This is a genomic window from Streptomyces sp. NPDC006283, from assembly GCF_040613325.1.
Taxonomy (GTDB): Bacteria; Actinomycetota; Actinomycetes; order Streptomycetales; family Streptomycetaceae; genus Streptomyces.
Window position 1 is genome coordinate 1 of the sequence record NZ_JBEXRZ010000066.1, and the last position, 24,611, is coordinate 24,611.

The window sequence follows — 24,611 nt, forward strand, 5'->3', positions numbered from 1 at the left end:
GGGGGCTCTGCCCCCGGTTACGGGAAGGGGCGGGGTGGGGGAAAGGCTCCGCGCAGCGGCCACGCCCGCGGCCCCCACCGCACTCACCCGCGCGCGCTCGCCCCCGCAGCGAGGCCCGCCCTCTCCTCGGCCTCAGCCCCCGCGGCCGGCGTGAGCGTCTCCGGCTCCGCACCAGGCGCGACCGCCTCCGCCTCCGCAGCGCGGCCCGCCCTCTCCTCGGCCTCCGCCGCCGCAGGCGTGACCGGCTCCGGCGACGCCTGCTGCGCCGCTCGCTCGAGGAAGCGCAGCAGTTCTACCGGGAACGGCAGCACCAGAGTCGAGTTCTTCTCCGCCGCGACCGCCACCACCGTCTGCAGCAGACGCAGTTGCAGCGCCGCCGGCTGCTGGGACATCTCACCGGCCGCCTGGGCGAGCTTCTTCGACGCCTGGAGCTCGGCGTCCGCGTTGATGACCCGCGCCCGGCGCTCGCGGTCCGCCTCCGCCTGGCGTGCCATGGAGCGCTTCATGGCCTCCGGCAGCGACACGTCCTTGATCTCGACCCGGTCGATCTGAACGCCCCAGCCGACCGCCGGGCTGTCGATCATCAGCTCCAGGCCCTGGTTGAGCTTCTCGCGGTTGGAGAGGAGGTCGTCCAGGTCGCTCTTGCCGATGATGGAACGCAGCGAGGTCTGTGCCATCTGCGCCACGGCGAAGCGGTAGTCCTCCACCTCGACGATCGCGTTGGCCGGGTCGATCACCCGGAAGTACACGACGGCGTCGACGCGCACCGTGACGTTGTCGTGGGTGATGCCTTCCTGGGCCGGTACGGGCATGGTCACGATCTGCATGTTCACTTTGCGCATCCGGTCGATGACCGGAACGATCACCGTGAATCCCGGCCGCCGTACCTCCTCGCGCAGCCGCCCGAGCCGGAAGACCACTCCGCGCTCGTACTGCCTGACGACTTTCGCGGCGGCCATCAGGTACGCCACGCAGCCGGTCGCCACCGCCACGCCGGCCACTGCCAGCTCCTCGACCATCGGGGCACCCCCTCACCATCCGGGGCGGACATCGATACCACGGTATGACCGTTCTGCCCGAAGCGGCTACATCACGCTCAGACGCGACGGCGCAGCCGGGCGATCAGTTCGGCGTTGTGCCGTCGACGGACGACCGCCACGACTGCGAGCAGCGCGAGGAAGATGACGGGGGTGAGCGCGTTCTGGCCGTCGAACGCGGTCAGCTGTGTGACGAAGGCACCGATCATCAGTCCCATCAGGGCGAGCGCGGCAACGCCGGAGAGGAGCGGGATCACCAGGGCGATGGCGCCGGCCAGCTCCAGGCCGCCCACCAGGTACATGTACCAGTCGCCGTATCCGATTCTGTCGAAGCCCTCCGTCGCGGACGAGTGCGCGACCAGCTTCGGGGCAGCGCTCGCGATCGCGAAGAACAGTGCGAGAACGATCTGCAGCGTGCGTACGGCGATATGCGTGCGACGGTTCGGAATCGCGGCACGCGCGGAAGCGGGAACGGTGGCGGGAGTGGTGGCGGACATGGTGTCTCCTTGGAGAGAAGTGACGGAGTGTGCGTCGGCGCTTCGTCGTCCGTAGCGCTTCACCCGGTCAGACCGCCCTGCGGACGAGAACTCATCGCCCGTTCACGTTTTTTCGCCAGTGCTGCGGGTGCATCCTGGAGGAGGAGATGCGATGCCATGCGTACCGGAAGTGAACCGATCACCGCTCGCAGTCCCCTGCGGATGCGCCTGTGGCTGGGCGTGTGGGGTCTGCCCTGGACGGTGAGCGGCACGATCGCCTTCGCGCTCGTCGAGCGCCCGGGCTGGGCCGTCGCGTGCGGCGTACTGTTCCTCGTCGTCGCGGTGGACCTGGTGCTCGTCGTGCGCCATATCCGTCAGGGGCCGCACTACCAGCCGGGCCGGGACATCCCCCCGTACGAGCCCGACCACGGCTGACCGCTCCCGCTGACGGGTGCTGACCGCTCCCGCTGACGGGTGCTGACCGCTCCCGCTGACGGGTGGCGACGGCGGGACCGCGTTCCATGGCGCGCGGTGTCACTGCGTGTCGAAGCCGGCGGCCTTCAGGTATTCGGGGTTCGGGTCCAGCGCCGCCGCCAGACGGAAGTGGCGCTTGGCCTGCTCCGGCCTGCCGGAGCGCTCGAAGGTGCGCGCGAGGGCGAAGTGGGCGAAGGCGTTGTCCGGCTCGCGCTCCAGGACGAGTTCGAACTCGAGCTCGGCGGGTCGCAATTGGGCCGCGGCGAAGAAGGCGCGGGCACGCAGCAGCCGGGCCGCGGTGTTCTCCGGGTGGGCTGCGATCACGGAGTCGAGAAGCTTGACGGCTCCGCGTGGATCCCGCGAGGCCAGCAACTGCTCGGCCGCGCGATAGTCGATGACATGCGTTTCCGGGTTGCTGTTGGACACGCTGGAATCCTTCCCGTCGCTGCCCGGTTCCAACACGGCTCGGGGCGGGGCTATTCCGGTCCGGCGACGCCGGCCGCCCTGCCCGTGGCCGCCCTCAGGAGCGAGGGGCCGCCGCGCGCCGGGTCAGCTCGGCCCACACCTCACGGACCTGGGGCTCGAGCTTCTCCAGGGGCCCGTCGTTGTCGATGACAAGATCGGCGACGGCCCGCCGCTGTTCCCGGGTGGCCTGCGCCGCCATCCGGGAGCGCGCCTCCTGCTCCGACATCCCGCGCAGCCGTACGAGCCGGTCGAGCTGGGTCTGCGGTGACGCGTCGATCACGACGACCACGTCGTAGAGGGACTCGAGCTGGTTCTCCGTGAGCAGCGGTACGTCGTGGACGACCACGTCGTCGGGACCGGCCGCTTCCTCCAGCTCCCGCGAGCGGGCCCCGACCAGGGGGTGCACGATCGCGTTCAGGGTCGCGAGCCGCTCGGCGTCGGCGAACACGACGGCGCCGAGCCCGGGCCGGTCCAGTGTGCCGTCGGCACGGAGGATCTCGGGGCCGAAGGCGTCGACGACCGCCGCGAGCCCGGGGGTTCCGGGCTCGACGACCTCGCGGGCGATCCGGTCGGCGTCGATGAGCACCGCCCCGTACGACACCAGCAGCCGGGACACCTCGCTCTTGCCGGCGCCGATGCCGCCGGTCAGACCAACTGTCAGCATGGCCCGCAGCCTACGCGAGCGCCCGATCACCTCTCGGCCCGGTCCGGTCGTACAGAGAGCGCCCCAGACCCTCGGGGCAGGCCCTTACGACTCCCCTTCGCGCTCCGCGAGGAAGCGTTCGAATTCCAGCCCGATCTCGTCCGCCGACGGCAGGTCGACCGTTTCGGCGACCAGGCTGCCGCGCGTCTCGGCGCCGGCCATGGCGTCGTACTGGTGCTCAAGGCCCTGCACCAGGGACACCAGCTCCTCGTCGCCCTCACCGATCTGCCGCTCGATCTCGGTCTGGGTGCGGTGCGCCTCCGTCCGCAGCGAGTGCGCCACTGCCGGCAGCACCAGGCCCGTGGCGGCCGTGACGGCCTCCAGGGCGGTCAGCGCCGCATCCGGGTAGGAGGAGCGGGCCACGTAGTGCGGTACGTGGGCGGCCACACCGAGCACGTCGTGTCCGGCCTGCATCAGGCGGTACTCGACGAGCGCTTCGGCACTGCCCGGCACCTGGGCCTCGTCGAAGGGGCTGCGGTGGCCGGGCATGAGGTCCGTGCGGTTGCCGTGGGGGGTGAGGCCGACGGGACGGGTGTGCGGCACGCCCATCGGGATGCCGTGGAAGTTGACTGCGAGGCGCACCTGGAGCCGCTCGACGATCTGTCGCACGGCGGCTGCGAAACGCTCCCACTCGACGTCCGGCTCGGGGCCGCTGAGCAGCAGGAACGGCGCGCCGGTGGTGTCCTGGACGAGCCTGACCTCCAGCGACGGGGTCTCGTAGCCGGCCCAGCGGTCGCGCCGGAAGGTCAGCAGCGGGCGGCGGGCGCGGTAGTCCACGAGCCTGTCGTGGTCGAATCGCGCCACCACCTGATGGGGAAGCGTCTCCAGCAGGTTGTCGACGATCTGTTCGCCGGTCTCACCCGCGTCGATATAGCCGTCGAAGTGGTACAGCATGACCAGGCCGGCGGACTCCTGCGCGAGCGCCATGTCGACGACCGCGAGACCCTTCGGCTCCCACTCGTACAAACCCTGCGGATCCAGCACGATTACCGCTCCTCCTCGTGTTCGAAGACAAGAACGCGCGGTGACGCATGTGCATTCCCGTGGCTTTCCCGTTCCTTCGTGCGTGTTCCCTCCGAACCGGCCGCTACTGCCCGGCAGTTCGGGCCGCCTCCAAGGGATCGCGGTGCTGGTCCGGACCTTGACACGCAGCTCCCCGAAACAGCGGCAAGGCCCGCCCCCCAGTGGGGAGCGGGCCTTGCTTCAGCTGGTCAGCTGCCTGCGGGACGAGCCTCAGCTCTGGCCGCCGGCAAGCTTCTCACGCAGGGCGGCAAGCGCCTCGTCCGACGCCAGGGCGCCGGAGTTGTCGTCCGACTCCGAGGAGTAGGAGCCGCCGGTCGCACCCGCCGGGGCACCGGCCGGAGCGGCGGCGCCACCCTCGGCAGCGGCGGCCTCGTCGGCCTCGCGGGACTTGATGACCTGGGCCTGGTGCTGCTCGAAGCGCTGCTGCGCCTCGGCGTACTGCGTCTCCCACGCCTCGCGCTGGGACTCGAAGCCCGGCAGCCAGTCGTTGGTCTCCGGGTCGAAGCCCTCGGGGTAGATGTAGTTGCCCTGGTCGTCGTAGGACGCGGCCATGCCGTACAGGGTCGGGTCGAACTCGACCGAGGCCGGGTCGGCACCGAAGGACTCGTTGGCCTGCTTCAGCGAGAGGCTGATGCGACGGCGCTCGAGGTCGATGTCGATGACCTTGACGAAGATCTCGTCGTTGACCTGGACGACCTGCTCCGGGATCTCCACGTGGCGCTCGGCCAGCTCGGAGATGTGGACCAGGCCCTCGATGCCCTCGTCGACGCGGACGAACGCACCGAACGGAACGAGCTTGGTGACCTTACCCGGGACGACCTGACCGATCTGGTGGGTCCGGGCGAACTGCTGCCACGGGTCCTCCTGCGTCGCCTTCAGCGACAGGGAGACACGCTCGCGGTCCATGTCCACGTCGAGAACCTCGACGGTGACTTCCTGGCCGACCTCGACAACCTCGGACGGGTGGTCGATGTGCTTCCAGGACAGCTCGGAGACGTGGACGAGACCGTCGACGCCGCCCAGGTCCACGAACGCACCGAAGTTGACGATCGAGGAGACGACGCCGGAGCGGACCTGACCCTTCTGCAGGGTGGTGAGGAACGTCTGACGGACCTCGGACTGGGTCTGCTCCAGCCAGGCGCGGCGGGACAGGACCACGTTGTTGCGGTTCTTGTCCAGCTCGATGATCTTCGCCTCGAGCTCCTTGCCCACGTAGGGCTGGAGGTCGCGGACGCGACGCATCTCGACGAGGGAGGCCGGCAGGAAGCCACGGAGGCCGATGTCGAGGATGAGACCACCCTTGACGACCTCGATGACGGTACCGGTGACGATGCCGTCCTCTTCCTTGATCTTCTCGATGGTGCCCCAGGCACGCTCGTACTGGGCGCGCTTCTTCGAGAGGATCAGGCGGCCTTCCTTGTCCTCCTTCTGGAGAACAAGGGCCTCGATCTCGTCGCCGACCTTGACGACCTCGTTCGGGTCGACGTCGTGCTTGATCGAGAGCTCGCGGCTCGGGATGACACCTTCGGTCTTGTAACCGATGTCGAGCAGGACCTCGTCCCGGTCGACCTTCACGATGACGCCGTCGACGATGTCGCCGTCGTTGAAGTACTTGATCGTCTCGTCGATCGCGGCGAGGAAGGCTTCCTCGTTACCGATGTCGTTGACCGCAACCTGCGGGGTGGTGGCGGTGGTCTCGGTGCTGCTCGTCATGTGGGAAAGGGCTCCGGTACGGACATTGAGTCGTAGGTACTGCTACGCCGAGAGCCCGTATCGCAGCTGCAGAAGCCGGACAGCCTAGGAAGCGCCGAACACGAGATCCGAAGATCCTGGAGACGCCTCGTGAACCGAGGGACACATACAGATGCGAGCGCGGCCTGCTCTGTCTGAGGCGCGCAGGCTCGCAGCGCAACTTGTAGCATACGGGGGCAGCCGGACACGGTCAATGCGCGAAGGCGCACACCCGGGGTGGAAGACCACATTTCCGGCACAACTCTTGTTCGCCGAGGCCACGATGGCTTCTTTTTCGAGGCCCGGCGTCGGCGCGCTGGACGCAAACTACAACGACGGTGACGATGAGCCAAGATTTCGAACCGGAAGCGACGCGACGTAGTGCGGGGGACGCGGAGAGCAGCCGGGCCAGCCGGGGCTGGTGGGACGGGAACGCCGACGATTACCAGAGCGAGCACGGCGCCTTCCTCGGCGACGACCGGTTCGTATGGGGGCCCGAAGGACTCGACGAGGCCGACGCCGCTCTGCTGGGACCCACCGCCTCGCTGAAGGGACTGGATGTCCTGGAGATCGGCGCGGGCGCCGCCCAGTGCTCGCGCTGGCTCGCCGCGCAGGGCGCCAGGCCGGTGGCGCTGGACCTCTCCCACCGCCAGCTCCAGCACGCGCTGCGCATCGGCGATGACGTGCCGCTGGTGGAGGCGGACGCGGGGGTGCTGCCGTTCAGGGATGCCTCCTTCGACCTCGCCTGTTCCGCGTACGGCGCGGTGCCGTTCGTCGCGGACCCGGTGAAGGTGTTCCGCGAGGTGCGGCGGGTGCTGCGGCCGGGCGGGCGGTGGGTCTTCTCCGTCACGCACCCGATCCGCTGGGCCTTCCCCGACGAGCCGGGGCCAAAGGGCCTGTCGGTGGCGGCCTCCTACTTCGACCGCACTCCTTACGTCGAGCAGGACGAGCAGGGCCGCGCGGTGTACGTGGAGCACCACCGGACGATCGGCGACCGCGTACGGGACGTGGTCGCCGGCGGTTTCCGCCTGGTCGACCTCGTCGAGCCGGAGTGGCCCGCGTGGAACAGCCAGGAGTGGGGCGGCTGGTCCCCGCTGCGCGGCCATCTGATCCCGGGAACGGCGATCTTCGTCTGCGAGCGGGCGTGACACGGGCGTGATACGCGACGAGGCCCTGGACCTGCCCGTACGGGCCGCCCTGCCGACGCTGCGGGAGGCCCTCGACGACGGCGGGACCGCCGTGCTGTGCGCACCGCCGGGCACCGGCAAGACGACCCTGGTGCCGCTGGTGCTCGCAGAGGGCGGCGCACGGGTGGTGGTCGCGGAGCCGCGGCGTATCGCGGCGCGGGCGGCGGCGCGCCGGATGGCGTGGCTGCTCGGCGAGAAGGTCGGCCGGACTGTCGGCTTCACCGTCCGCGGTGAGCGCGTGGTGAGCCGTGAAACGGTCGTCGAGGTCGTCACGACGGGCGTGCTGCTGCAGCGGCTGCAACGCAACCAGGAGCTGGCGGGCGTCGACGTGGTGGTGCTCGACGAGTGCCATGAGCGGCACCTGGACGCCGACACGGTCGCCGCGTTCCTGCTGGACGTACGGGCCACGCTGCGGCCCGAGCTGCGGCTCGTGGCGGCGTCGGCGACCACGGACGCCGAGGGCTGGTCCCGGCTGCTCGGCGACGCGCCGGTGGTGCGGGCCGAGGGCATCACGCACCCCGTCGAGGTGGTCTGGGCTCCTCCCGCGCGTCCCGTGCGGCCTCCGCACGGGATGCGGGTCGATCCGGCGCTGCTGACGCATGTGGCGTCGGTGGTGCGGCGGGCTCTCGCCGAGCGGACCGGCGACGTGCTGTGCTTCCTGCCGGGCGTGGGCGAGATCGGACGGGTGGCCGGGCAGCTCGCGGGGGTGGACGCGGAGGTGCTCCAGGTGCACGGCCGGGCACCCGCGGCGGTCCAGGACGCCGTGCTCGCGGGCGGCGCCGGCCGCCGGGTCGTTCTCGCGACGTCCGTCGCCGAGTCGTCACTGACCGTGCCCGGCGTGCGGATCGTCGTCGACTCGGGACTCGCCCGCGAGCCCCGTACCGACCATGCGCGCGGCCTGAGCGCGCTGACGACCGTACGGGCGTCGCAGGCCGCGGGCAGGCAGCGGGCGGGGCGGGCCGGACGTGAGGGGCCGGGCACGGTGTACCGCTGCTGGACCGAGGCGGAGGACGCCCGGCTGGCGCGGTTCCCCTCCCCCGAGATCAAGGTCGCCGACCTGACGTCGTTCGCTCTGCACGCCGCCTGCTGGGGCGACCCGGAGGCGAGCGGCCTCGCACTGCTGGACGCACCCCCGGCGGGCGCGATGGCCGCGGCCCGCTCGGTACTGGGCGCGATCGGCGCCGTCGACGAGCCGGGCAGGGCGACGGACCGGGGCGTACGCATGTCACGGCTGGGGCTGCATCCGCGGCTGGCCCGCGCGCTGCTCGACGGTGCCCGCCAGGTGGGGGCGCGGCGCGCGGCCGAGGTGGTCGCGCTGCTGGGCGAAGAACCGCCGCGTGAGTACGGGGACGACCTGGCCGGCGCCTGGCGTGCGGCGCGCCGCGGTGGTGATGCGTACGGGGCGCGCTGGCGGACGGAGGCACGCCGGCTGGAGTCCTCCCTCGGCGACACGGGACACGGCCAGGGGACGTTCGGGGACGACGCCGTCGCCGGGCTCGTCACCGCTCTGGCGTTTCCCGAGCGGGTGGCCCGGCGGCGCGGGGACGGGGAGTATCTGATGGCTTCCGGGACCGGAGGCGCTCTGGGCGCCGGGTCGGCGCTGCGCGACGCGCCCTGGCTGGCGGTCGCCGTGGCCGACCGCCCCGCCACCGCCGCGTCCGCACGCGTGCGGCTCGCCGCCGTCATCGACGAGGACGCCGCCCGTGACGCCGCCGCGCATCTACGCACGGGTGGCGAGGAGGTGCACTGGGAGGACGGCGACGTCGTCGCCCGGCGCGTGGAACGGCTGGGGGCCGTCGAACTGTCCGTGCGGCCGCTGGGCGAGCCCGCCCCCTCGCTGGTGCGGCAGGCGCTGCTGGAAGGCCTGCGGCGCGAGGGGCTCGGGCTGCTGCACTGGACGCGTGAGGCGCGGGGGCTGCGCGACCGGCTTTCGTTCCTGCACCGTGTGATGGGCCCGCCCTGGCCGGGCGTGTCGGACAGGGAACTGCTCGAGGCCGCCGACCGGTGGCTCGAGCCGGAGCTGTCCCGTGCCCGGCGGCGTGCCGACCTCGGCCGCATCCAGGCGGGTCAGGCGCTGCCGCGGCTGCTGCCGTGGGCGACCGGCGACGCGTCGCGGCTGGACGAGCTGGCGCCGGAGCGGATCGAGGTACCGAGCGGGTCCCGTGTGCGGGTCGAGTACGGCGGCGAACAGCCGGTGCTCGCGGTGAAACTGCAGGAGCTGTTCGGGCTGCGTGAGACGCCGCGGATCGCGGGCGTGCCGGTGCTTGTGCATCTCCTGTCCCCCGCCGGACGGCCCGCGGCGGTCACCGCGGATCTGGCGTCCTTCTGGCGGGACGGCTACCGGGCCGTACGGGCGGAGCTGCGCGGCCGTTACCCGAAGCACCCGTGGCCCGAAGATCCTTCGACGGCGGAACCCACCCGGCACACGAAGGCGCGCCTCAGACGCTGAGCGGCTCGGGGGCCGGTTCACCGGCCGCCGTGTCCGGGCGGCGGGCGCGGGCCTCGAGCCACAGGGCGAGAGCGAACAGGCCGGCGCCGAGGGCCGTCAGCCCCCAGGGCAGGTACGAGGTCATCAGCAGCACCAGCCGGCGCTGGGAGGTGACCAGTTCGACGGTGGAGTCGACGTAGTCCGGGCGCATCTTCACATGGCCCGCGAACGCGGTGACCTTGTCGCGGCCGCCCAGCAGGGATCCGCCGCGCAGTTCCTCGGTGTGGATCTCCTCGCCGTTGACGGGCGCTCCGGTGACCGGGTCCACCCAGAACATCCGCTTGGTGGTGTACCAGCGGGTGGTGCCGGTCTGCTTCTCCAGCGTGGTCGCGTCGATGCCGGGGATCGGCATCTTCTTCGGGTACGGGACCTTGGTCCAGGGGATGGTCTGCTCGAAGTAGTAGACCTCCAGCCCGCGGAACTGCCGGGTGCCCTTGTAGTGGATCGGGGCGGACCTGCGGGCCTGGGCGTCGAAGTACACGTAGTCCCGCTTCTCGGTGAGGAACGGCCACTTGAACTCGATGCCCTCGCGCCGCACCGGGTCGCCGTCGACGGACTCGCCGGTAACGTGCACGGGTTCCTGGCTGTGGGCGTCGAAGATGTAGCGCTCGGGTATCTGGGACACCATCTTTCCGTCCGGTCCCTGGACGTAGGAGAGGGAGTCCCAGACGACGACGTCGCGGCCCGCGGTGCGTTCGATCCTCTCGGACTCTTCGACGTTGCCCTTGAGGGTCTGCACGATGGTGACCTTCTCGACCTCCTCGGCCTGGAGGGTGCCGTAGTCGAGGAGTGTCGCGGGCTTCGCCTCGAGGACCATCTCCTGGTACTGGCCGGCCGGGATCTTGGCGAGCCGGGGAAAGGCGTACCAGCGCAGCAGCGGCGCCAGTGCGGCGAAGAAGACGGCGAGAGCGACGAGTACGAGACCTGCTCTGCGGTGCACGGTCCGCCCTCCTACTTCTTGGGTCCGGGGACGGTGGTGAGCAGCGGCTCGGGCGAGGTCTCGCCGGCCGGCGCGCCGATCGACGTGACGGTCAGGACGAGGGCGAGGGCGGCCGCCAGTCCGATGGCGGCGGCGACGAGGGCACGCATGCTCGGCCTCCCGGTACACAGAACTGATGCGGCGTCAGGTCTGGGGCACCGTAGCAACGCGGCCGGAAGAAGAGAACACGCGGACCGCCCCTCTCCCTGTGCGGCGGGAGAGGGGCGGTGCGCGATGCGAGCGGGTCAGGCGGAGGGCGACGGTGACGGCGAGGGCGCGGGGGTCGCGCCCGTGGCCGGTGCCGTCACCTTCAGCTCGATGTCCAGGCTGCCGCCGCCGGGGGCGGTCAGGCGCAGCAGGAACGTGCCCTCGGTGTCGTCCGCGAAGACCTTGGGGAGCTCGAGGACGCCGTCGGCGCCGGTCTTGAGCCCGGTCAGGGTACGCAGGACCGTGCCGTCGGCGTCCTTGAAGAACGGGCCCTTGCCGTTCTCGGCCGCGTCCTCCTTGGAGACGATCATCGTGGCGGTGACCGCGACACCCGAGGCGGCGGCGCCGTCGCAGGCAGCCTTGACCTTGATGACGTCCGCGAACTCGCCGCCGGTGGTGGCCGTCAGCGCCTCGTCGTCCGCCCGGACGATGCTGTCCGCCTGCCGTTCGGTGACGGTGGCCTCGAACTCGACGCCGGGCAGAGAGCGCTCGACGACCGTGGCCCGCACGGTGAACTTGCCCGTCTTCTCGCCCGCGAGCAGCGCCGGGGCGCTGACCGTGCCGTCGGCGCCGGTCGCCAGCACGACGGTGGTGCGGCCGCCGGAGAAGCGGGCGTCGGTGTCGCCGACGACCATGAACCGGACGGCCACCTTCTGGACGGGAAGACCCTTGGCGTTCTCGGCCCGGACCGTGGGCCGCTCCCTGAACTCGCCGCCGGCGACGGACGTCAGCGGCCCGGTGCCGGCGTTCTCGATGCGCGTCACCGGCGCGGGGGCCGGTGGGGTCGTCGGCGGCGGAGTGGTTGTCGGCGGGGTGGTCGGCGGGGGCGTCGGGTCCGGTGTCGCGGGCGGCGGAGTCGGCTTCGGTCCCGGAGTGGACGGGCGCGACGGCGCGGGGTCGGGGCTCGGGGTCGTCGGCGAGTCCGAGGAGCCGGGGCCGTCGCCCACCGGCAGCATGCCCGTGCCGTCGGGTACCTGGTGCGTCCCGCGCTTGTAGTACTCGAACCAGGACAGCACCGTACGCAGGTACTCCCGCGAGTGGTTGTAGCCGAGGATGGCCCTGTCGAGGTCTTCCTTGTTGCCGAGATCCCGGCCGCCGGCGCAGAGGTAGCGCCCTGCGGCGAGCGCCGCGTCGTAGATGTTGTTGGGGTCCTTGCGGCCGTCCGCGTTGGCGTCCTGGCCCCAGGTCGCCCAGGTCTGCGGGATGAACTGCATCGGCCCGACGGCCCGGTCGTGCACCCTGTCGCCGTCGTAGGCGCCGTTGTCGCTGTCCGAAATGTTCGCGAAGCCGACACCGTTGAGGACCGGGCCGAGGATCGGGGAGTGCGTCGTGCCGTTGGCGTCGACGCGGCCGCCGCGGGCCTGGCCCGACTCCACCTTGCCGATCGCGGCGAGCAGCTGCCACGGCAGACGGCAGGCCGGGTCGGACGCCGCGATGGTCTGCTCGGCCTGCTTGTAGGCGGCGAGAACGGTCGCGGGTATACCGGCCTCGCCCGGACCGGTGACCGGCAGATCGATCGAAGTGCCCGGTTTGTCGGGCGTGTTCAGCGGGGGGAGGTCCGTGTAATAGGGGGAGTTGCCGGTGACCGGGGTGCCGGGCGGCGGGGTGACCTCCGTCGACTCCTGACCGGCGCCCGAGGTGGCGGGCGTGATGCCGGGGGCCTGCGACGCCGAGAGTGCGGCCACGGCGGCGGCGGCCACCGCGGTCGTTGTCGCTCCCCTGCGCAGTCGGCGGCCGAATTGCGCTGCCATAACGTCTGTTCCCTCCCCATGGGCGACCGTTCGCGCTCCCCAGCGCGGACTCACGTGACCCTAGTGCACCTGGCGACATCCGGACACCGGCCCCTGACCGTTATTCACCGCTTCGCCACCTCCTTCTCGTACCGATCGGCGTCGTCGGCATCACGCATACTGGGCCCGACTGATCGACGAAGGTCCCAGGGGGCGACGCCATGCCGTTCACACTCAGCCACGCAGCGGCGGTGCTTCCGGGCATCCGCAGGAACGGCAGCGCCCGCGGCCCGCTGTGCGCCTCGGCGCTCGTCCTCGGCTCGTTCGCGCCGGACATGACGTACTTCGCGGCGAGCGTCCTGCCCGCGGCGATGCAGTTCGGGAGCGTGACACACGGGCCGCTCGGGGTGCTGACGGTCGATGTCGCCATCACCGCGGCGCTCGTTGCGCTCTGGCTGATGATGCGTGACCCGCTGGTGGCGCTGCTGCCGACGGCGTGGCAGGGGCGGGTGCACGCCCTGCTGCGGGGGCGTCCGTTGCGCGGGCGTCCGCCGCTGGCCTCGGCACTGTGGTTCTACGTCTCGGCGGTGATCGGGGCGGGTTCGCACGTCGTGTGGGACGCCTTCACCCACTTCGACCGGTGGGGTGTGCGGATGGTGCCGGTCCTCGGCGAGGTGGTGGCGGGCTTCCCGCTCTACACGTACACGCAGTACGGCAGTTCGGCGGTGGCGCTGGTCGCGCTGGTGTGGTTCGTCTCGTCCGCGCTGCGACGGCTGCCGGCGTCGCACGTGCCGCCTGTCCCCCGGCTCGGCCGCCCTGCCCGCCTGTCGGCGGCCGGCCTGCTCGCCCTGTGCGTCCTGGCGGGTGTCGTGCACCGCTGTGTGCGGTGGTACCAGCACTGGGGCCGGATCGACACGCCGCTCGACATCATCCCGACGGCCTGCTTCGGCGCGGGGGCGGGCCTGGCGGCCGGCCTGGTGCTGTATTCAGCGGCGGTCCGGCTGCGCTGGCGGGACCGCCACTCCTTTGAAGCGCTCGCCCCGAACCCGGCCGACCGGGACCGCGCCGGCGTGTCCTGAGCCGGCCGGCCCGACGGGCGCCGTGCCGGGCCGGCGACGCCCGCAACCGGACAGCCTCCTGAAACGGGGCGGCCCCCACCGGCCATCCGGCCCCCCTCCGGCCACGCGCCACGACCGGGCGGCCCCGCACGGGGCCGCCGCGACCGCAAGCAAGGCGACCTCAGGTCAGTGCGCGGCCGACTCCCAGTCGGGACCCACGCCCACCGACACGTCCAGCGGCGCCCGCAGCGACACCGCCGACGACATCTCGTGGCGCACCAGTGCCTCGACCTGCTCGCGCTCGCCCGGCGAGATCTCGAGCACGATTTCGTCGTGGACCTGGAGCAGCAGCCGGGAGGACAGCTTCGCCTCCGTCAGCGCGCGGTCCACGTTCAGCATGGCGACCTTCACGATGTCCGCCGCCGTGCCCTGGATCGGCGCGTTGAGCGCCATCCGCTCGGCCGCCTCGCGGCGCTGGCGGTTGTCGCTGTTGAGGTCGGGGAGGTACCGCCGGCGGCCCAGCATCGTCGCCGTGTAGCCGGTGGCCCGCGCCTCGTCGACGACGCGCCGCAGGTAGTCCCGTACCCCGCCGAACCGCTCGAAGTACGTGTCCATCAGGACCCGCGCCTCCGCGGGCTCGATGTTCAGCTGCTGGGAGAGGCCGAAGGCCGAGAGCCCGTAGGCCAGCCCGTACGACATCGCCTTGATCTTCCGGCGCATCTCCGCGTCGACGGCGGACCGCTCGACGGAGAACACCTGGGAGGCGACAGTGGTGTGCAGGTCCTCGCCGGAGGTGAACGCCTCGATGAGGCCCTCGTCCTCCGAGAGGTGCGCCATCACACGCAGTTCGATCTGGCTGTAGTCCGCGGTCATCAGCGACTCGAAGCCCTCGCCGACGACAAATCCGCGGCGGATCGCGCGGCCCTCGTCGGTCCTCACCGGCACGTTCTGCAGGTTGGGGTCGGTGGACGACAGCCGGCCCGTCGCCGCGACGGTCTGGCTGAACGTGGTGTGGATGCGGCCGTCTGCGGCGATCGTCTTGATCAGGCCCTCGACCGTGGAGCGCAGCCGGGCCTGCTCGCGGTGGCGCAGCATGATGACCGGCAGCTCGTGGTCGGTCTGCGCCGCCAGCCATGCGAGCGCGTCCGCGTCCGTGGTGTAACCCGTCTTGGTCTTCTTCGTCTTGGGGAGGTTGAGCTCTCCGAAGAAGACCTCCTGGAGCTGCTTGGGCGAGCCGAGGTTGAACTCGTGGCCCACCGCGGCGTGCGCCTCCTTGACCGCCTGCTGCACGGCAGCGGCGAACTGCTGCTCCATCGCTTCGAGATGCGCGCGGTCGGCCGCGATGCCGTTGCGCTCCATGCGGGCCAGCAGCAGGGAGGTGGGCAGTTCCACGTCGTGCAGCAGCTCGGCCGCGCCGACCTCCCGCAGCCTGTCGCCGAAGGCCTCGCCCAGATCGAGGACCGCCCGGGCCTGTGCCATGAGGGCGTCGGCCTCGGCCTGCTCGTCTGCGCCGAAGGCGAGCTGTCCGTCGGCGGCGGCGGGGGCCAGCTCCCGGTGGAGGTATTCCACGGACAGGGCGTCCAGCGCGAAGGACCGCCGGCCGGGCTTGACCAGATATGCGGCGAGCGCGGTGTCCATGGTGACGCCGGCGATGCTCCAGCCGTGCTCGGGGAACACCCGCAGCGCGTCCTTTGCGTTGTGCATGATCTTCGGCCGGGTCGGGTCGGAGATCCAGGCGGCGAAGGCCCGCTCGTCGGACTCGTCGAGCTGTGTCGTGTCGAACCAGGCCGCCTTGCTGTCGGCGGCCGCCAGCGCGATCTCGCTGACGTTGCCGACGCCCAGCGCCCAGGCCGAGACGGTGGCCACGCCGAGCGGCTGCTTGCCGTGCTGGTCGAGCCAGTCCGCGAGCTCGCCGGCGCCGATGACGGTGCCGTCGAGCTCGACACCGGCCTCCGGGGCCGGGGCCTCCTCCTCGGCCGCGCCCGGATCGACGGCGAGCAGGCGCTCCCGCAGGCTCGGGTTGCGGATCTCCAAAACCTCGAGGAAGCCCTTGAGAGCCGTCCTGTCGTAGGGCGCGCGCTCGAGATCGGCGACGCTCCTGGGCAGCTCCACGTCGCGCACCAGCTCGGTCAGGTGGCGGTTCAGCTTGACGGCCTCGAGGTGGTCCCGGAGGGCCTGGCCGACCTTGCCCTTGACCTCGTCGGCGCGCTCGACGAGGTCGGCGAACGAACCGAACTGGTTGATCCACTTCGTCGCCGTCTTCTCGCCGACGCCGGGGATGCCGGGGAGATTGTCGGACGGGTCGCCGCGCAGCGCGGCGAAGTCCGGGTACTGCTGCGGGGTGAGGCCGTACTTCTCCTCGACCTTGGCCGGGGTGAAGCGGGTGAGCTCGGAGACACCCTTGGTCGGGTAGAGCACCGTTGTGTGCTCGCTGACCAGCTGGAACGAGTCACGGTCACCGGTGACGATCAGCACCTCGAACCCTGCGGCCTCGGCCTGGGTGGCAAGGGTGGCGATGATGTCGTCCGCCTCGAAGCCGTCGACCGCGAAGCGCACCGCGTTCATCGTGTCGAGCAGCTCGCCGATCAGCTCGACCTGGCCCTTGAACTCGTCAGGGGTCGTGGAGCGGTTCGCCTTGTACTCGGGGAAGTCGGCCGAGCGCCACGTCTTGCGGGACACGTCGAAGGCCACGGCGAAATGCGTGGGCGCCTCGTCGCGCAGCGTGTTCGCCAGCATCGACGCGAAGCCGTAGACGGCGTTCGTCGTCTGGCCGCTCGCGCTGGTGAAATTCTCCGCGGGCAGCGCGAAGAACGCCCGGTACGCGAGGGAGTGCCCGTCCATGAGGAGCAGGCGCGGTCGGTTGTCTGCCGTCTTCTTCGATGCTGTCTCAGCCACGACCCCGATCCTGCCACGTACCACTGACATTCCCGACCGGCCCGACCTGGCGAAGACGGCTGCCGGACGGGCGTGACAGGATCGGAGACGTAACGAAAGATGTATCGCACAGGCACGGCTCAAGGGAGAGCACGATGGCCAGCAAGCCGCCCGCAGGTGATCCGGTCCAGGACGCACCGCAGGTCGAGGCCCCGCAGCACGCGGCGGCGGGCCTGCCCGCGATCGGGCACACGCTGCGCGTCGCACAGCAGCAGATGGGAGTGGGCCGCACCGCCCGCACCCTGCTGAAGGTCAACCAGAAGGACGGCTTCGACTGTCCCGGCTGTGCCTGGCCGGAGGGCGACAAGCGCCATGTCGCCGAGTTCTGCGAGAACGGGGCGAAGGCCGTCGCGGAGGAGGCGACGCTGCGCCGGGTGACGCCCGACTTCTTCGCCGCGCATCCCCTGTCCGACCTGGCGAACCGCAGCGGCTACTGGCTCGGCCAGCAGGGCCGGATCACGCAGCCGATGTACCTTCCCGAGGGCGCCGACCACTACGAGGCGGTGACCTGGGAGCGGGCCTTCGCGATCATTGCCGAGGAGCTCCGCGCGCTGGAGTCGCCGGACGAGGCGCTGTTCTACACCTCCGGCCGCACCAGCAACGAGGCGGCGTTCCTGCTCCAGCTGTTCGCCCGCGAGTTCGGCACGAACAACCTCCCGGACTGCTCCAACATGTGCCACGAGTCCTCCGGCTCGGCGCTCACGGAGACCATCGGCATCGGCAAGGGCAGCGTCTCGCTGGAGGATCTGCACCGGGCGGACCTGATCATCGTCGCCGGGCAGAACCCTGGCACGAACCATCCCCGCATGCTCAGCGCCCTCGAGAAGGCCAAGACCTCCGGCGCGAAGATCATCTCCGTGAATCCGCTGCCGGAGGCGGGCCTGGAGAAGTTCAAGAACCCGCAGACGCCCCGCGGCATGGTCAAGGGCACCGCGCTGAACGATCTGTTCCTCCAGATCCGCATCGGCGGCGACCAGGCCCTGTTCCGGCTGCTGAACAAACTGGTCCTGGACACCGACGGGGCCGTCGACGAGGAGTTCGTCCGCGACCACACGCACGGCTTCGAGGACTTCGCCGCGGCCGCACGTGCCGCCGACTGGGACGCCACCCTCGCGGCGACCGGACTCGAGCGCGCCGAGATCGAGCAGGCCCTGCGCCTGGTGCTCGCCTCCGAGCGCACCATCGTGTGCTGGGCGATGGGCCTCACCCAGCACAAGCACTCGGTCGCCACCATTCGCGAGGTGGTCAACTTCCTCCTCCTGCGGGGCAACATCGGCCGCCCCGGCGCCGGCGTGTGTCCCGTGCGCGGCCATTCGAACGTCCAGGGCGACCGCACCATGGGCATCGTCGAGCGGCCCTCCCCTGCGTTCCTGGACGCCCTGGAGAAGGAGTTCGACTTCGCCCCGCCGCGCCACCACGGCCTGGACGTCGTCCGGTCCATCGAGGCGCTGCGCGACGGCAGGGCGAAGGTCTTCTTCGCCATGGGCGGCAATTTCGTCAGCGCGAGCCCCGACACCGAGGTCACCGAAGCCGCGATGCGCCGCGCCCGGCTCACCGTCCATGTCTCGACGAAGTTGAACCGCTCCCACGCCGTCACGGGCCGCCGGGCGCTGATCCTGCCCACCCTGGGCCGCACCGACAAGGACGTGCAGGCGGGGAGACGGCAGGTCGTGACCGTGGAGGACTCCATGGGGATGGTGCACGCCTCCCGGGGCAACCTCACGCCCGCCAGTCCCCACCTGCTGTCCGAGCCGGCCATCGTGACCCGGCTGGCACGCGCCGTGCTGGGGCCCGGTTCGCTCACGCCGTGGGAGGAGTTCGCACACGACTACGGCACGATCCGGGACCGGATCGCGCGCGTGATCCCCGGCTTCGAGGACTTCAACGCGAAGATCGCCCGCCCCGGTGGTTTCACCCTGCCGCACGCGCCGCGGGACGAGCGCCGCTTCCCCACCGCCACCGGCAAGGCCAACTTCACGGCGGCCCCGGTCGAGTACCCCGAGGTCCCTGAGGGCCGACTGCTGCTGCAGACGCTCCGCTCGCACGACCAGTACAACACCACGATCTACGGCCTCGACGACCGCTACCGCGGTATCAAGGGCGGCCGCAGGGTCGTTCTCGTCAACCCCGACGACGCCCGCGAACTGGGCCTCGCCGACGGCTCGTACACCGACCTGGTCAGCGAGTGGAAGGACGGCGTCGAGCGCCGCGCCCCCGGCTTCCGCGTCGTGCACTACCCCACCGCGCGCGGCTGCGCCGCCGCGTACTACCCGGAGACCAATGTGCTGGTCCCGCTGGACTCCACCGCCGACACCAGCAACACCCCCGCCAGCAAGTCCGTCATCGTGCGTCTGGAACAATCACCGTCCGCCTAAGCGTTCGCTCAGGCGCAGCACGGGACAACACCTGACGACGATCGGAGCCGGCCCCATGGGTGAGCAGACAACCGTGAAGTTCCCGCAAGAGGTCATCGACGAGTACGCCGCCCTCGGCATCGACCTGCCCGCGCTGTTCTCCGCGGGGACCCTCGGGACGCGCATGGGTGTGCAGATCCTCGAAGCCTCCGCCGACCGCGTCGTCGGCACCATGCCGGTCGAGGGCAACACCCAGCCGTACGGCCTGCTGCACGGCGGGGCGTCGGCCGTGCTCGCCGAGACGCTCGGCTCCGTCGGCGCGATGATGCACGGCGGCAGCACCAAGATCGCCGTCGGCGTGGACCTGAACTGCACGCACCACCGGGGGGTCCGCTCGGGACAGGTGACCGGCGTGGCCACGCCCGTGCACCGCGGCCGGTCCACCGCCACGTACGAGATCGTGATCACCGACGAGCAGGACAAGCGGGTCTGCACGGCACGCCTCACCTGCCTGCTGCGCGACGCCCCCCAGGGCTGAGCCCCAGGGCCCGGGACAGCTCCCCCGGGCCCCGCTCCGCCGCCCGCCGGCTGCGGCAGACACCCCGGGCCTGCAGCGTGAACAGGCGCTCCTGGGCACCGCCCGGCCGCCATCAGCCCGTCGTGCGTGCTGCCCCGTTCGGTGACCCGGCCCCTTCGAGCACCACGACCACACCGGCCCCCGCACGGCACCGAGCCGGTGGGAGAGCACCAGACCGGTGGGCCCGCAGCCTCGCGTCCAAGGCATCCGGCTGCACAGCCCCCACCCACCGGCCGGGACGTGCCGACGCCGCCTCAGAGCTCCAACGCGTACGCCAGCAGTCCCAGGCCGGGTACCGGCTCCCAGTCCCGCTCCGGCGTCCGCACGAAACCCAGCCGCCGGTAGATCCGGTGGGCGGCGTGCATGCTGCTCTGCGTCGACAGCACCAGCCGCACGCAGCCCGGGACTGCCCGTGCCCGCTCGACACAGGTACGCACCAGCGCCTCGCCAGCCCCGCGGCCACGCGCCTGCTCGCACACCGCGAGCATGCGGAACTCCGCCTCGCCCGGCCCCGCGATATCGGCCAACGGACCGCCGTCCGGCACGAACGCCACCCCGCCCACCACCGTGCCCGGCCCGTCGACCGCGACATACACCTCGGACCCCGCAGCCCGCCCCGCCACATCACGCAGCACCGACAGATACGGGTCGTCCTCCCCCAACTCCAGCAGACCGCCCCGCAGATACGCCTGCGCGGTCAGCTCACCGAGCTCGGCGTACTCGCCCGGCCCGATCCTCCTGATCGTGATGTCCATGCGAGGCAGTGTGCAACAGCACGAGCCGGAAGGCCGCCCCATTACCTGGCGCAGAGACCCGCCCTGGCGAAACGCGGGCGGGGCCGGGAAGCCCGAAGACTTCCCGGCCCCGCCGCCGGGCAACCGAACCGTCAGGCCGCGCCCTCACCGAGGTACGCCGCCCGGATCCGGGTGTCCGCGAGCAGATCCGCAGCCGGACCCGACATCGCCACCTCACCCGTCTCCAGGACATAGCCACGGTTCGCGAGGCCCAGGGCCTGCGTGGCGTTCTGCTCGACCAGCAGCACCGTCGTGCCCTGCTTGTTGATCTCCTCGATGATCTCGAAGATCTGCTGCACGATCAGCGGCGCCAGACCCATCGACGGCTCGTCCAGCAGCAGCAGCTCCGGCTTGCCCATCAGGGCACGGCCGATCGCCAGCATCTGCTGCTCACCGCCCGAAAGCGTGCCCGCCTGCTGCGAACGCCGCTCCGCGAGACGCGGGAAGAGCGTGAACACCCGGTCCATCTCGGCCGTGTCGACCGAGCTGAAGCGGTACGCGCCCATCTCCAGGTTCTCGCGCACGGTCATCGTCGCGAAGACCCGCCGGCCCTCGGGCACATGCCCGATGCCGAACTGCACGAGCTCGTGCGACTTGATCCCGTCGATGCGCTCACCGCGCAGCAGCACCTCGCCGTGGCGCGGCTGGAGCATGCCCGAGATCGTGCGGAGCGTCGTCGTCTTACCCGCGCCGTTGCCGCCGAGCAGGGCCACGATCTCGCCCTTGCGCACGGTCAGATCGATGCCCTTGAGCGCCTCGATGGCGCCGTAGAACACCCGCATGCTCTTCAGCTCGAGCAGCGTCTCTTCCGAAGTGCCCGCCGTGCCGGCGTCCTTCTGCAGCTCAGTCGTGGTGCTCACTTGCCGCTCTCCTCGTCCGACACGGTCTTGCCCGGCGCACTGCTCTCCGACGCCGCCTCCGCCGAAGCGCCCTCCGGCGCCTCCTCCGACGCACCGTCGGAGCCGGGCTCGTCCGAAACCGGCCCGTCCCCGGCGTCCTCGGCGTCGTCCCCGGCCGCCACCTCGGCGACAGCGGGCTCCTGGGCCTGAGCCGGCACCACTGCCTCCTCCGCCGCGGCCTGCTGCTCCGCGATGACGGCCTGAACCGCCTCCGCGTCCTCCGTGGAAGCGCCCAGATAGGCCTCGATCACCGCCGGGTGCTGCTGCACCTCGCTCGGCGTACCCTCGGCGATCTTCTTACCGAAGTTGAGGACCATCACCCGGTCCGCCACCGACATCACCAGGCGCATGTCGTGCTCGATCAGCAGCACGCTGATGCCCAGCTCGGTGTTGATACGGCGGATCAGCTGCTCCAGCTCCAGCTTCTCCGTCGGGTTCGTACCGGCGGCGGGCTCGTCCAGCAACAGCACCTGAGGATCCGTGGCCAGGGCTCGCGCGATCTCCAGACTCCGCTGGTCACCGTACGACAGGCTGCCCGCGATCTCGTTCAGCTTGTTCTCGAGACCCACGAACTTCAGCAGCCGGTGCGCACGTTCGTCACTGAGCCGCTCCGCCTTACGGGCGTTCGGCAGACCCAGCATGATCGACACCGGCCCGGCCTTCAGCCGCGTCTCCGCCGCGATCTTCACGTTCTCCAGCGCCGTCAGCGCCGAGAACAGCCGGATGTTCTGGAACGTACGCGCCACGCCCACCCGGTTGACCAAGTGCGGCTTACTGCCCAGCAGGGACTTCTCGTCGCCGTCCTTCGAACGGAAGACGATCTTGCCCTCCTGCGGCGTGTACGCGCCGGTGAGCGAGTTGAACAGCGAGGTCTTGCCCGCACCGTTCGGCCCGATCACCGCCAGGACCTCGCCCCGGAGCATGTTCACGTTCACATGATCCAGACAGGTCAGCCCGCCGAACCGCAGTGTCACATCGGAAGCCTGCAGCACCAGGTCGGCGCCGGCCGCCGCGGGCTGCGCCCCCGCGGTCGCATCGCTCTTCACGTCGGTGCTCATCAGAACTTGCCTCCCGCCGGCTCGGACATCGCGTCCGCGTCGCCGATGCCTTCCTCCGCCATCTTCAGCTCACGCTGCCTTCGGCGGGACGGCCAGACACCCTGCGGCCGGTAGATCATCATGATCACGAGCAGCGCGCCCAGATACATGTACCGGTCGGACGGGTCCACCCAGTCCTTCAGCGCCTCGGGCAGCCACACCAGGATCGCCGTACCGATCAGCACACCCGGGATCGAGCCCATGCCACCGAAGATGACGTAGGCCAGGATCAGGATGGACTGAAGCAGCGGGAAGACCTCCGGGTTGATGTACCCGTACTTACTGGTGAAGATCACGCCCGCGACACCCGACGTCGAGGCGCCGATCGCGAAGGCCATCAGCTTGAACTGCACCGTGTTGACGCCGTTCGCCGCCGCCGCGATCTCGTCCTCACGGATCGCCGTCCACGCACGCCCGACCCTCGAGTGCTCGAGGCGCGAGAACAGAATGATCACCAGGACGATGAAGAAGACCAGCAGATACCAGTAAGGCAGCGGCTTGATCGACCACTTGTACTCGAGACCCGCGAAGTCGATCGAGAAGTCGGGGATCAGACGCGCGCCCTGCGGGCCACCGGTCAGCCCGTCGGCGTTCTTCGCGACCAGGTAGATGATCTCGTGGAAACCGAGCGTCACGATCGCCAGGTAGTCGCCACGAAGCCGCAGCGTCGGAGCACCCAGCACCAGACCGAAGACCAGACACGTGACAACAGCGACGGGAATCACCCAGAAGTTGTTGAGCACCACCGGCGGTTCGATCGGCAGCCGGCCCGTCCAGTACGCCGTCGAGTACGCACCCACGGCGAAGAAGGCGAAGAAGCCGAGGTCCAGCAGACCCGCCCAGCCGATCACCACGTTGAGGCCGATCGCCAGCAGCGCGAAGATCGCGATCTGGTCCACCAGCACCGTCTGCCAGGTCCGCTCAAGACCCGACGGAATGACCAGCACAAGAATCAGCAGGACCGCGATGCCGCCCAGCTTCAGCCGCTTGTCGGACTGGAACCGCCCCCGCAGCGAACCCACCGGGCCGCCCGACGTGGCCGACTTCGCCGACTCCCTGGCCTTCGTCACCGCGCCCTTGATCGGCGTGGCCGCGAACTCCCGCAGCGCCCACACACCCACCGTGAGCGCCAGGCAGATCCACAGATTCGGGCCGGTGACCGTCGACTCGATGGAGAAGAAGATGTCACGGGTGTTTCCCTGCTCGCCCGTGACCAGGGCCAGCAGCACACCGAGGGCGATCATCGCCCACAGCCGCGAGAAACGCTCCGACCGGTACCACGCCGTACGACGCAGCTTCGCCGCCGCCGACGGCGTCAGGTTCTTCGAGGTGTCGACCGTGCTCATGCCGCCCTCCCCACTCGCTCACCGAGGATGCCCATCGGGCGGAACATCAGCACCAGGATCAGCACCACCATGGCCGAGACGCTGCGCCACTCGTCGCCGAGCAGCGGCACCGTCATCGTCTCCACGATGCCGATCAGGATGCCGCCGAACATCGCACCGCGGATGTTGCCGATACCGCCCACAACGGCGGCGGCGAACGCGGTGATGCCGGGGATGAAGCCCATCGTGTACGAGACCTGGTTCAGGTTGGCGAACAGGAAGCCCGCCACACCGCCCAGGACGCCGCCGATGATGAAGGTGCGGGAGATGACGCGGTCGATGTCGACACCCATCAGGCCCGCCACCTCGGCATCCTGCGCCACCGCGCGGATGCCCTTGCCGAGCTTGGTCCGGTTCACGACCAGGTCGAGACCGATCATCATGACCACGGCCGTCGCGAACTGCAGCAGTTGCGTGATGTTCACGCCCGCACCGAAGATCGAGAACACGTTGTGGTTGTCGTACATCTCCGGCAGCGGCAGCGGGTCACGCCCGAAGAGCTTGCCGGCCAGGTTGTACAGGAAGAACGAGGCGCCGATCGCGGTGATCAGGAAGATCAGGCGAGGTGCGCCGCGCCTGCGCAATGGTCGGTACGCGACCTTCTCCAGGCCGTACGCCGTGACACCGCCGAACAACGCCGACCCCGCCATGGCGAGGGCAACGAAGCCTATGGAGGCCAGGGCGGACGGATTGTCCCCCGGATTGACCAGCTGAAGGACGATGAGGCTGCCGTACGCGCCGAGCATGAACACCTCGCTGTGCGCGAAGTTGATCAGCTGCAGCACACCGTAGACAAGGGTGTAGCCGATGGCGATGACGGCGTACAGCGAGCCGAGCATCACCCCTAGGACGAGATAGTCCCAGAATTCCTGAAGGGACATGGAGCAGACTTCCTTGTGGGAGCTGAGCGGGCCCGGCGCTCGTGGCGACGAGAGCAGCCCGCGGGCGAAACATTCGATCAGTGAGGCGAAACAGTCAGGGGGCCGATCGCCCCACTTCGCGGACGGGGGCCG

General features: G+C 70.5%; 21 protein-coding genes. 6 read left to right on the plus strand and 15 right to left on the minus strand.

Annotated elements, in window-relative coordinates; all coding sequences use genetic code 11:
- Window positions 1-83 precede the first annotated feature (83 nt).
- The gene (locus tag ABZ070_RS16215) at window positions 84-1,019 is read right to left on the minus strand and encodes a slipin family protein (protein WP_356634198.1); all 936 of its coding nucleotides are present in this window, start codon (window positions 1,017-1,019) and stop codon (window positions 84-86) included.
- 77 nt (window positions 1,020-1,096) lie between these two features.
- Complete coding sequence (locus ABZ070_RS16220) at window positions 1,097-1,534, minus strand: DoxX family protein (RefSeq protein ID WP_356634200.1); 438 nt, start codon at window positions 1,532-1,534, stop codon at window positions 1,097-1,099.
- Window positions 1,535-1,690: 156 nt separating this feature from the next.
- Here ABZ070_RS16220 and ABZ070_RS16225 point away from each other — a divergent pair, with 156 nt between their 5' ends.
- Complete coding sequence (locus ABZ070_RS16225; RefSeq protein WP_356634202.1) at window positions 1,691-1,948, plus strand: DUF6343 family protein; 258 nt, start codon at window positions 1,691-1,693, stop codon at window positions 1,946-1,948.
- A 99-nt stretch (window positions 1,949-2,047) separates the two neighbouring features.
- On the opposite strand, the gene ABZ070_RS16230 is transcribed toward ABZ070_RS16225, so the two are convergent.
- The 4 genes from ABZ070_RS16230 to rpsA form a co-directional block, all read right to left on the minus strand.
- A complete protein-coding gene (locus tag ABZ070_RS16230; protein WP_356634204.1) occupies window positions 2,048-2,413 on the minus strand; it encodes a tetratricopeptide repeat protein in 366 nt (121 codons plus the stop codon).
- 94 nt (window positions 2,414-2,507) lie between these two features.
- Complete coding sequence (coaE, locus tag ABZ070_RS16235; protein ID WP_356634206.1) at window positions 2,508-3,116, minus strand: dephospho-CoA kinase; 609 nt, start codon at window positions 3,114-3,116, stop codon at window positions 2,508-2,510.
- Window positions 3,117-3,200: 84 nt separating this feature from the next.
- Window positions 3,201-4,139: a PAC2 family protein gene (locus ABZ070_RS16240; RefSeq protein ID WP_356634208.1), complete on the minus strand. Its 939-nt coding sequence runs from the start codon at window positions 4,137-4,139 to the stop codon at window positions 3,201-3,203.
- Window positions 4,140-4,388: 249 nt separating this feature from the next.
- On the minus strand, window positions 4,389-5,891 hold the full coding sequence (gene rpsA, locus ABZ070_RS16245) for a 30S ribosomal protein S1 (protein ID WP_356634210.1): 1,503 nt from the start codon (window positions 5,889-5,891) through the stop codon (window positions 4,389-4,391).
- A 362-nt stretch (window positions 5,892-6,253) separates the two neighbouring features.
- On the opposite strand from rpsA, the gene ABZ070_RS16250 reads away from it, so the two are divergent.
- Both ABZ070_RS16250 and hrpB read left to right on the plus strand, forming a co-directional pair.
- The gene (locus ABZ070_RS16250) at window positions 6,254-7,057 is read left to right on the plus strand and encodes a class I SAM-dependent methyltransferase (RefSeq protein WP_356634212.1); all 804 of its coding nucleotides are present in this window, start codon (window positions 6,254-6,256) and stop codon (window positions 7,055-7,057) included.
- A gap of 7 nt (window positions 7,058-7,064) precedes the next feature.
- The gene (gene hrpB / locus ABZ070_RS16255; RefSeq protein WP_356634214.1) at window positions 7,065-9,545 is read left to right on the plus strand and encodes an ATP-dependent helicase HrpB; all 2,481 of its coding nucleotides are present in this window, start codon (window positions 7,065-7,067) and stop codon (window positions 9,543-9,545) included.
- On the opposite strand, the gene ABZ070_RS16260 is transcribed toward hrpB, so the two are convergent.
- The 3 genes from ABZ070_RS16260 to ABZ070_RS16270 all read right to left on the minus strand — a co-directional run bounded on the left by ABZ070_RS16260 (window position 9,535) and on the right by ABZ070_RS16270 (window position 12,521).
- Entirely contained in the window at window positions 9,535-10,524 is a 990-nt protein-coding gene (locus ABZ070_RS16260) for a DUF3068 domain-containing protein (protein WP_356634216.1), read from the minus strand. The genes hrpB and ABZ070_RS16260 overlap by 11 nt on opposite strands.
- Window positions 10,525-10,535: 11 nt before the next feature.
- The gene (locus ABZ070_RS16265) at window positions 10,536-10,673 is read right to left on the minus strand and encodes an SPW_0924 family protein (RefSeq protein ID WP_356634218.1); all 138 of its coding nucleotides are present in this window, start codon (window positions 10,671-10,673) and stop codon (window positions 10,536-10,538) included.
- A gap of 135 nt (window positions 10,674-10,808) precedes the next feature.
- The gene (locus tag ABZ070_RS16270; RefSeq protein ID WP_356634220.1) at window positions 10,809-12,521 is read right to left on the minus strand and encodes a lytic transglycosylase domain-containing protein; all 1,713 of its coding nucleotides are present in this window, start codon (window positions 12,519-12,521) and stop codon (window positions 10,809-10,811) included.
- A 200-nt stretch (window positions 12,522-12,721) separates the two neighbouring features.
- On the opposite strand from ABZ070_RS16270, the gene ABZ070_RS16275 reads away from it, so the two are divergent.
- The gene (locus ABZ070_RS16275; protein WP_356634222.1) at window positions 12,722-13,579 is read left to right on the plus strand and encodes a DUF4184 family protein; all 858 of its coding nucleotides are present in this window, start codon (window positions 12,722-12,724) and stop codon (window positions 13,577-13,579) included.
- A 165-nt stretch (window positions 13,580-13,744) separates the two neighbouring features.
- Here ABZ070_RS16275 and polA read toward each other — a convergent pair whose 3' ends face one another.
- A complete protein-coding gene (gene polA / locus ABZ070_RS16280; RefSeq protein WP_356634224.1) occupies window positions 13,745-16,453 on the minus strand; it encodes a DNA polymerase I in 2,709 nt (902 codons plus the stop codon).
- 134 nt (window positions 16,454-16,587) lie between these two features.
- Between polA and ABZ070_RS16285 the strand changes: the two genes are divergently transcribed.
- Window positions 16,588-18,867, plus strand: coding sequence for an FdhF/YdeP family oxidoreductase (locus ABZ070_RS16285; RefSeq protein ID WP_356634226.1), 2,280 nt, complete (start codon window positions 16,588-16,590; stop codon window positions 18,865-18,867).
- 55 nt (window positions 18,868-18,922) lie between these two features.
- On the plus strand, window positions 18,923-19,384 hold the full coding sequence (locus ABZ070_RS16290; protein ID WP_356634228.1) for a hotdog fold thioesterase: 462 nt from the start codon (window positions 18,923-18,925) through the stop codon (window positions 19,382-19,384).
- Window positions 19,385-19,677: 293 nt separating this feature from the next.
- Here the strand turns inward: ABZ070_RS16290 and ABZ070_RS16295 are convergent, their stop codons facing one another.
- From ABZ070_RS16295 to ABZ070_RS16315, 5 genes are all read right to left on the minus strand, one after another.
- The gene (locus ABZ070_RS16295; RefSeq protein WP_356634230.1) at window positions 19,678-20,178 is read right to left on the minus strand and encodes a GNAT family N-acetyltransferase; all 501 of its coding nucleotides are present in this window, start codon (window positions 20,176-20,178) and stop codon (window positions 19,678-19,680) included.
- A 131-nt stretch (window positions 20,179-20,309) separates the two neighbouring features.
- Entirely contained in the window at window positions 20,310-20,999 is a 690-nt protein-coding gene (locus tag ABZ070_RS16300; RefSeq protein ID WP_356634250.1) for an ABC transporter ATP-binding protein, read from the minus strand.
- A 74-nt stretch (window positions 21,000-21,073) separates the two neighbouring features.
- Window positions 21,074-22,174: an ABC transporter ATP-binding protein gene (locus ABZ070_RS16305; protein WP_356634232.1), complete on the minus strand. Its 1,101-nt coding sequence runs from the start codon at window positions 22,172-22,174 to the stop codon at window positions 21,074-21,076.
- Window positions 22,174-23,559: a branched-chain amino acid ABC transporter permease gene (locus ABZ070_RS16310; RefSeq protein ID WP_356634234.1), complete on the minus strand. Its 1,386-nt coding sequence runs from the start codon at window positions 23,557-23,559 to the stop codon at window positions 22,174-22,176. Before ABZ070_RS16310 ends, ABZ070_RS16305 begins: the two co-directional genes overlap by 1 nt.
- A complete protein-coding gene (locus ABZ070_RS16315) occupies window positions 23,556-24,479 on the minus strand; it encodes a branched-chain amino acid ABC transporter permease (RefSeq protein WP_356634236.1) in 924 nt (307 codons plus the stop codon). The genes ABZ070_RS16310 and ABZ070_RS16315 overlap by 4 nt, the downstream gene beginning before the upstream one ends.
- Window positions 24,480-24,611: the final 132 nt, after the last annotated feature.

What these genes read in the sequence shown, in the direction of transcription:
- ABZ070_RS16215 (WP_356634198.1), bottom strand. Translation starts at nt 1,019, where the DNA reads ATGGTCGAGGAGCTGGCAGTGGCCGGCGTGGCGGTGGCGACCGGCTGC.
- ABZ070_RS16220 (WP_356634200.1), bottom strand. Translation starts at nt 1,534, where the DNA reads ATGTCCGCCACCACTCCCGCCACCGTTCCCGCTTCCGCGCGTGCCGCG.
- ABZ070_RS16225 (WP_356634202.1), top strand. Translation starts at nt 1,691, where the DNA reads ATGCGTACCGGAAGTGAACCGATCACCGCTCGCAGTCCCCTGCGGATG.
- coaE (WP_356634206.1), bottom strand. Translation starts at nt 3,116, where the DNA reads ATGCTGACAGTTGGTCTGACCGGCGGCATCGGCGCCGGCAAGAGCGAG.
- rpsA (WP_356634210.1), bottom strand. Translation starts at nt 5,891, where the DNA reads ATGACGAGCAGCACCGAGACCACCGCCACCACCCCGCAGGTTGCGGTC.
- ABZ070_RS16250 (WP_356634212.1), top strand. Translation starts at nt 6,254, where the DNA reads ATGAGCCAAGATTTCGAACCGGAAGCGACGCGACGTAGTGCGGGGGAC.
- ABZ070_RS16265 (WP_356634218.1), bottom strand. Translation starts at nt 10,673, where the DNA reads ATGCGTGCCCTCGTCGCCGCCGCCATCGGACTGGCGGCCGCCCTCGCC.
- ABZ070_RS16270 (WP_356634220.1), bottom strand. Translation starts at nt 12,521, where the DNA reads ATGGCAGCGCAATTCGGCCGCCGACTGCGCAGGGGAGCGACAACGACC.
- ABZ070_RS16275 (WP_356634222.1), top strand. Translation starts at nt 12,722, where the DNA reads ATGCCGTTCACACTCAGCCACGCAGCGGCGGTGCTTCCGGGCATCCGC.
- ABZ070_RS16285 (WP_356634226.1), top strand. Translation starts at nt 16,588, where the DNA reads ATGGCCAGCAAGCCGCCCGCAGGTGATCCGGTCCAGGACGCACCGCAG.
- ABZ070_RS16290 (WP_356634228.1), top strand. Translation starts at nt 18,923, where the DNA reads ATGGGTGAGCAGACAACCGTGAAGTTCCCGCAAGAGGTCATCGACGAG.
- ABZ070_RS16295 (WP_356634230.1), bottom strand. Translation starts at nt 20,178, where the DNA reads ATGGACATCACGATCAGGAGGATCGGGCCGGGCGAGTACGCCGAGCTC.
- ABZ070_RS16300 (WP_356634250.1), bottom strand. Translation starts at nt 20,999, where the DNA reads ATGCGGGTGTTCTACGGCGCCATCGAGGCGCTCAAGGGCATCGATCTG.
- ABZ070_RS16305 (WP_356634232.1), bottom strand. Translation starts at nt 22,174, where the DNA reads ATGAGCACCGACGTGAAGAGCGATGCGACCGCGGGGGCGCAGCCCGCG.
- ABZ070_RS16310 (WP_356634234.1), bottom strand. Translation starts at nt 23,559, where the DNA reads ATGAGCACGGTCGACACCTCGAAGAACCTGACGCCGTCGGCGGCGGCG.
- ABZ070_RS16315 (WP_356634236.1), bottom strand. Translation starts at nt 24,479, where the DNA reads ATGTCCCTTCAGGAATTCTGGGACTATCTCGTCCTAGGGGTGATGCTC.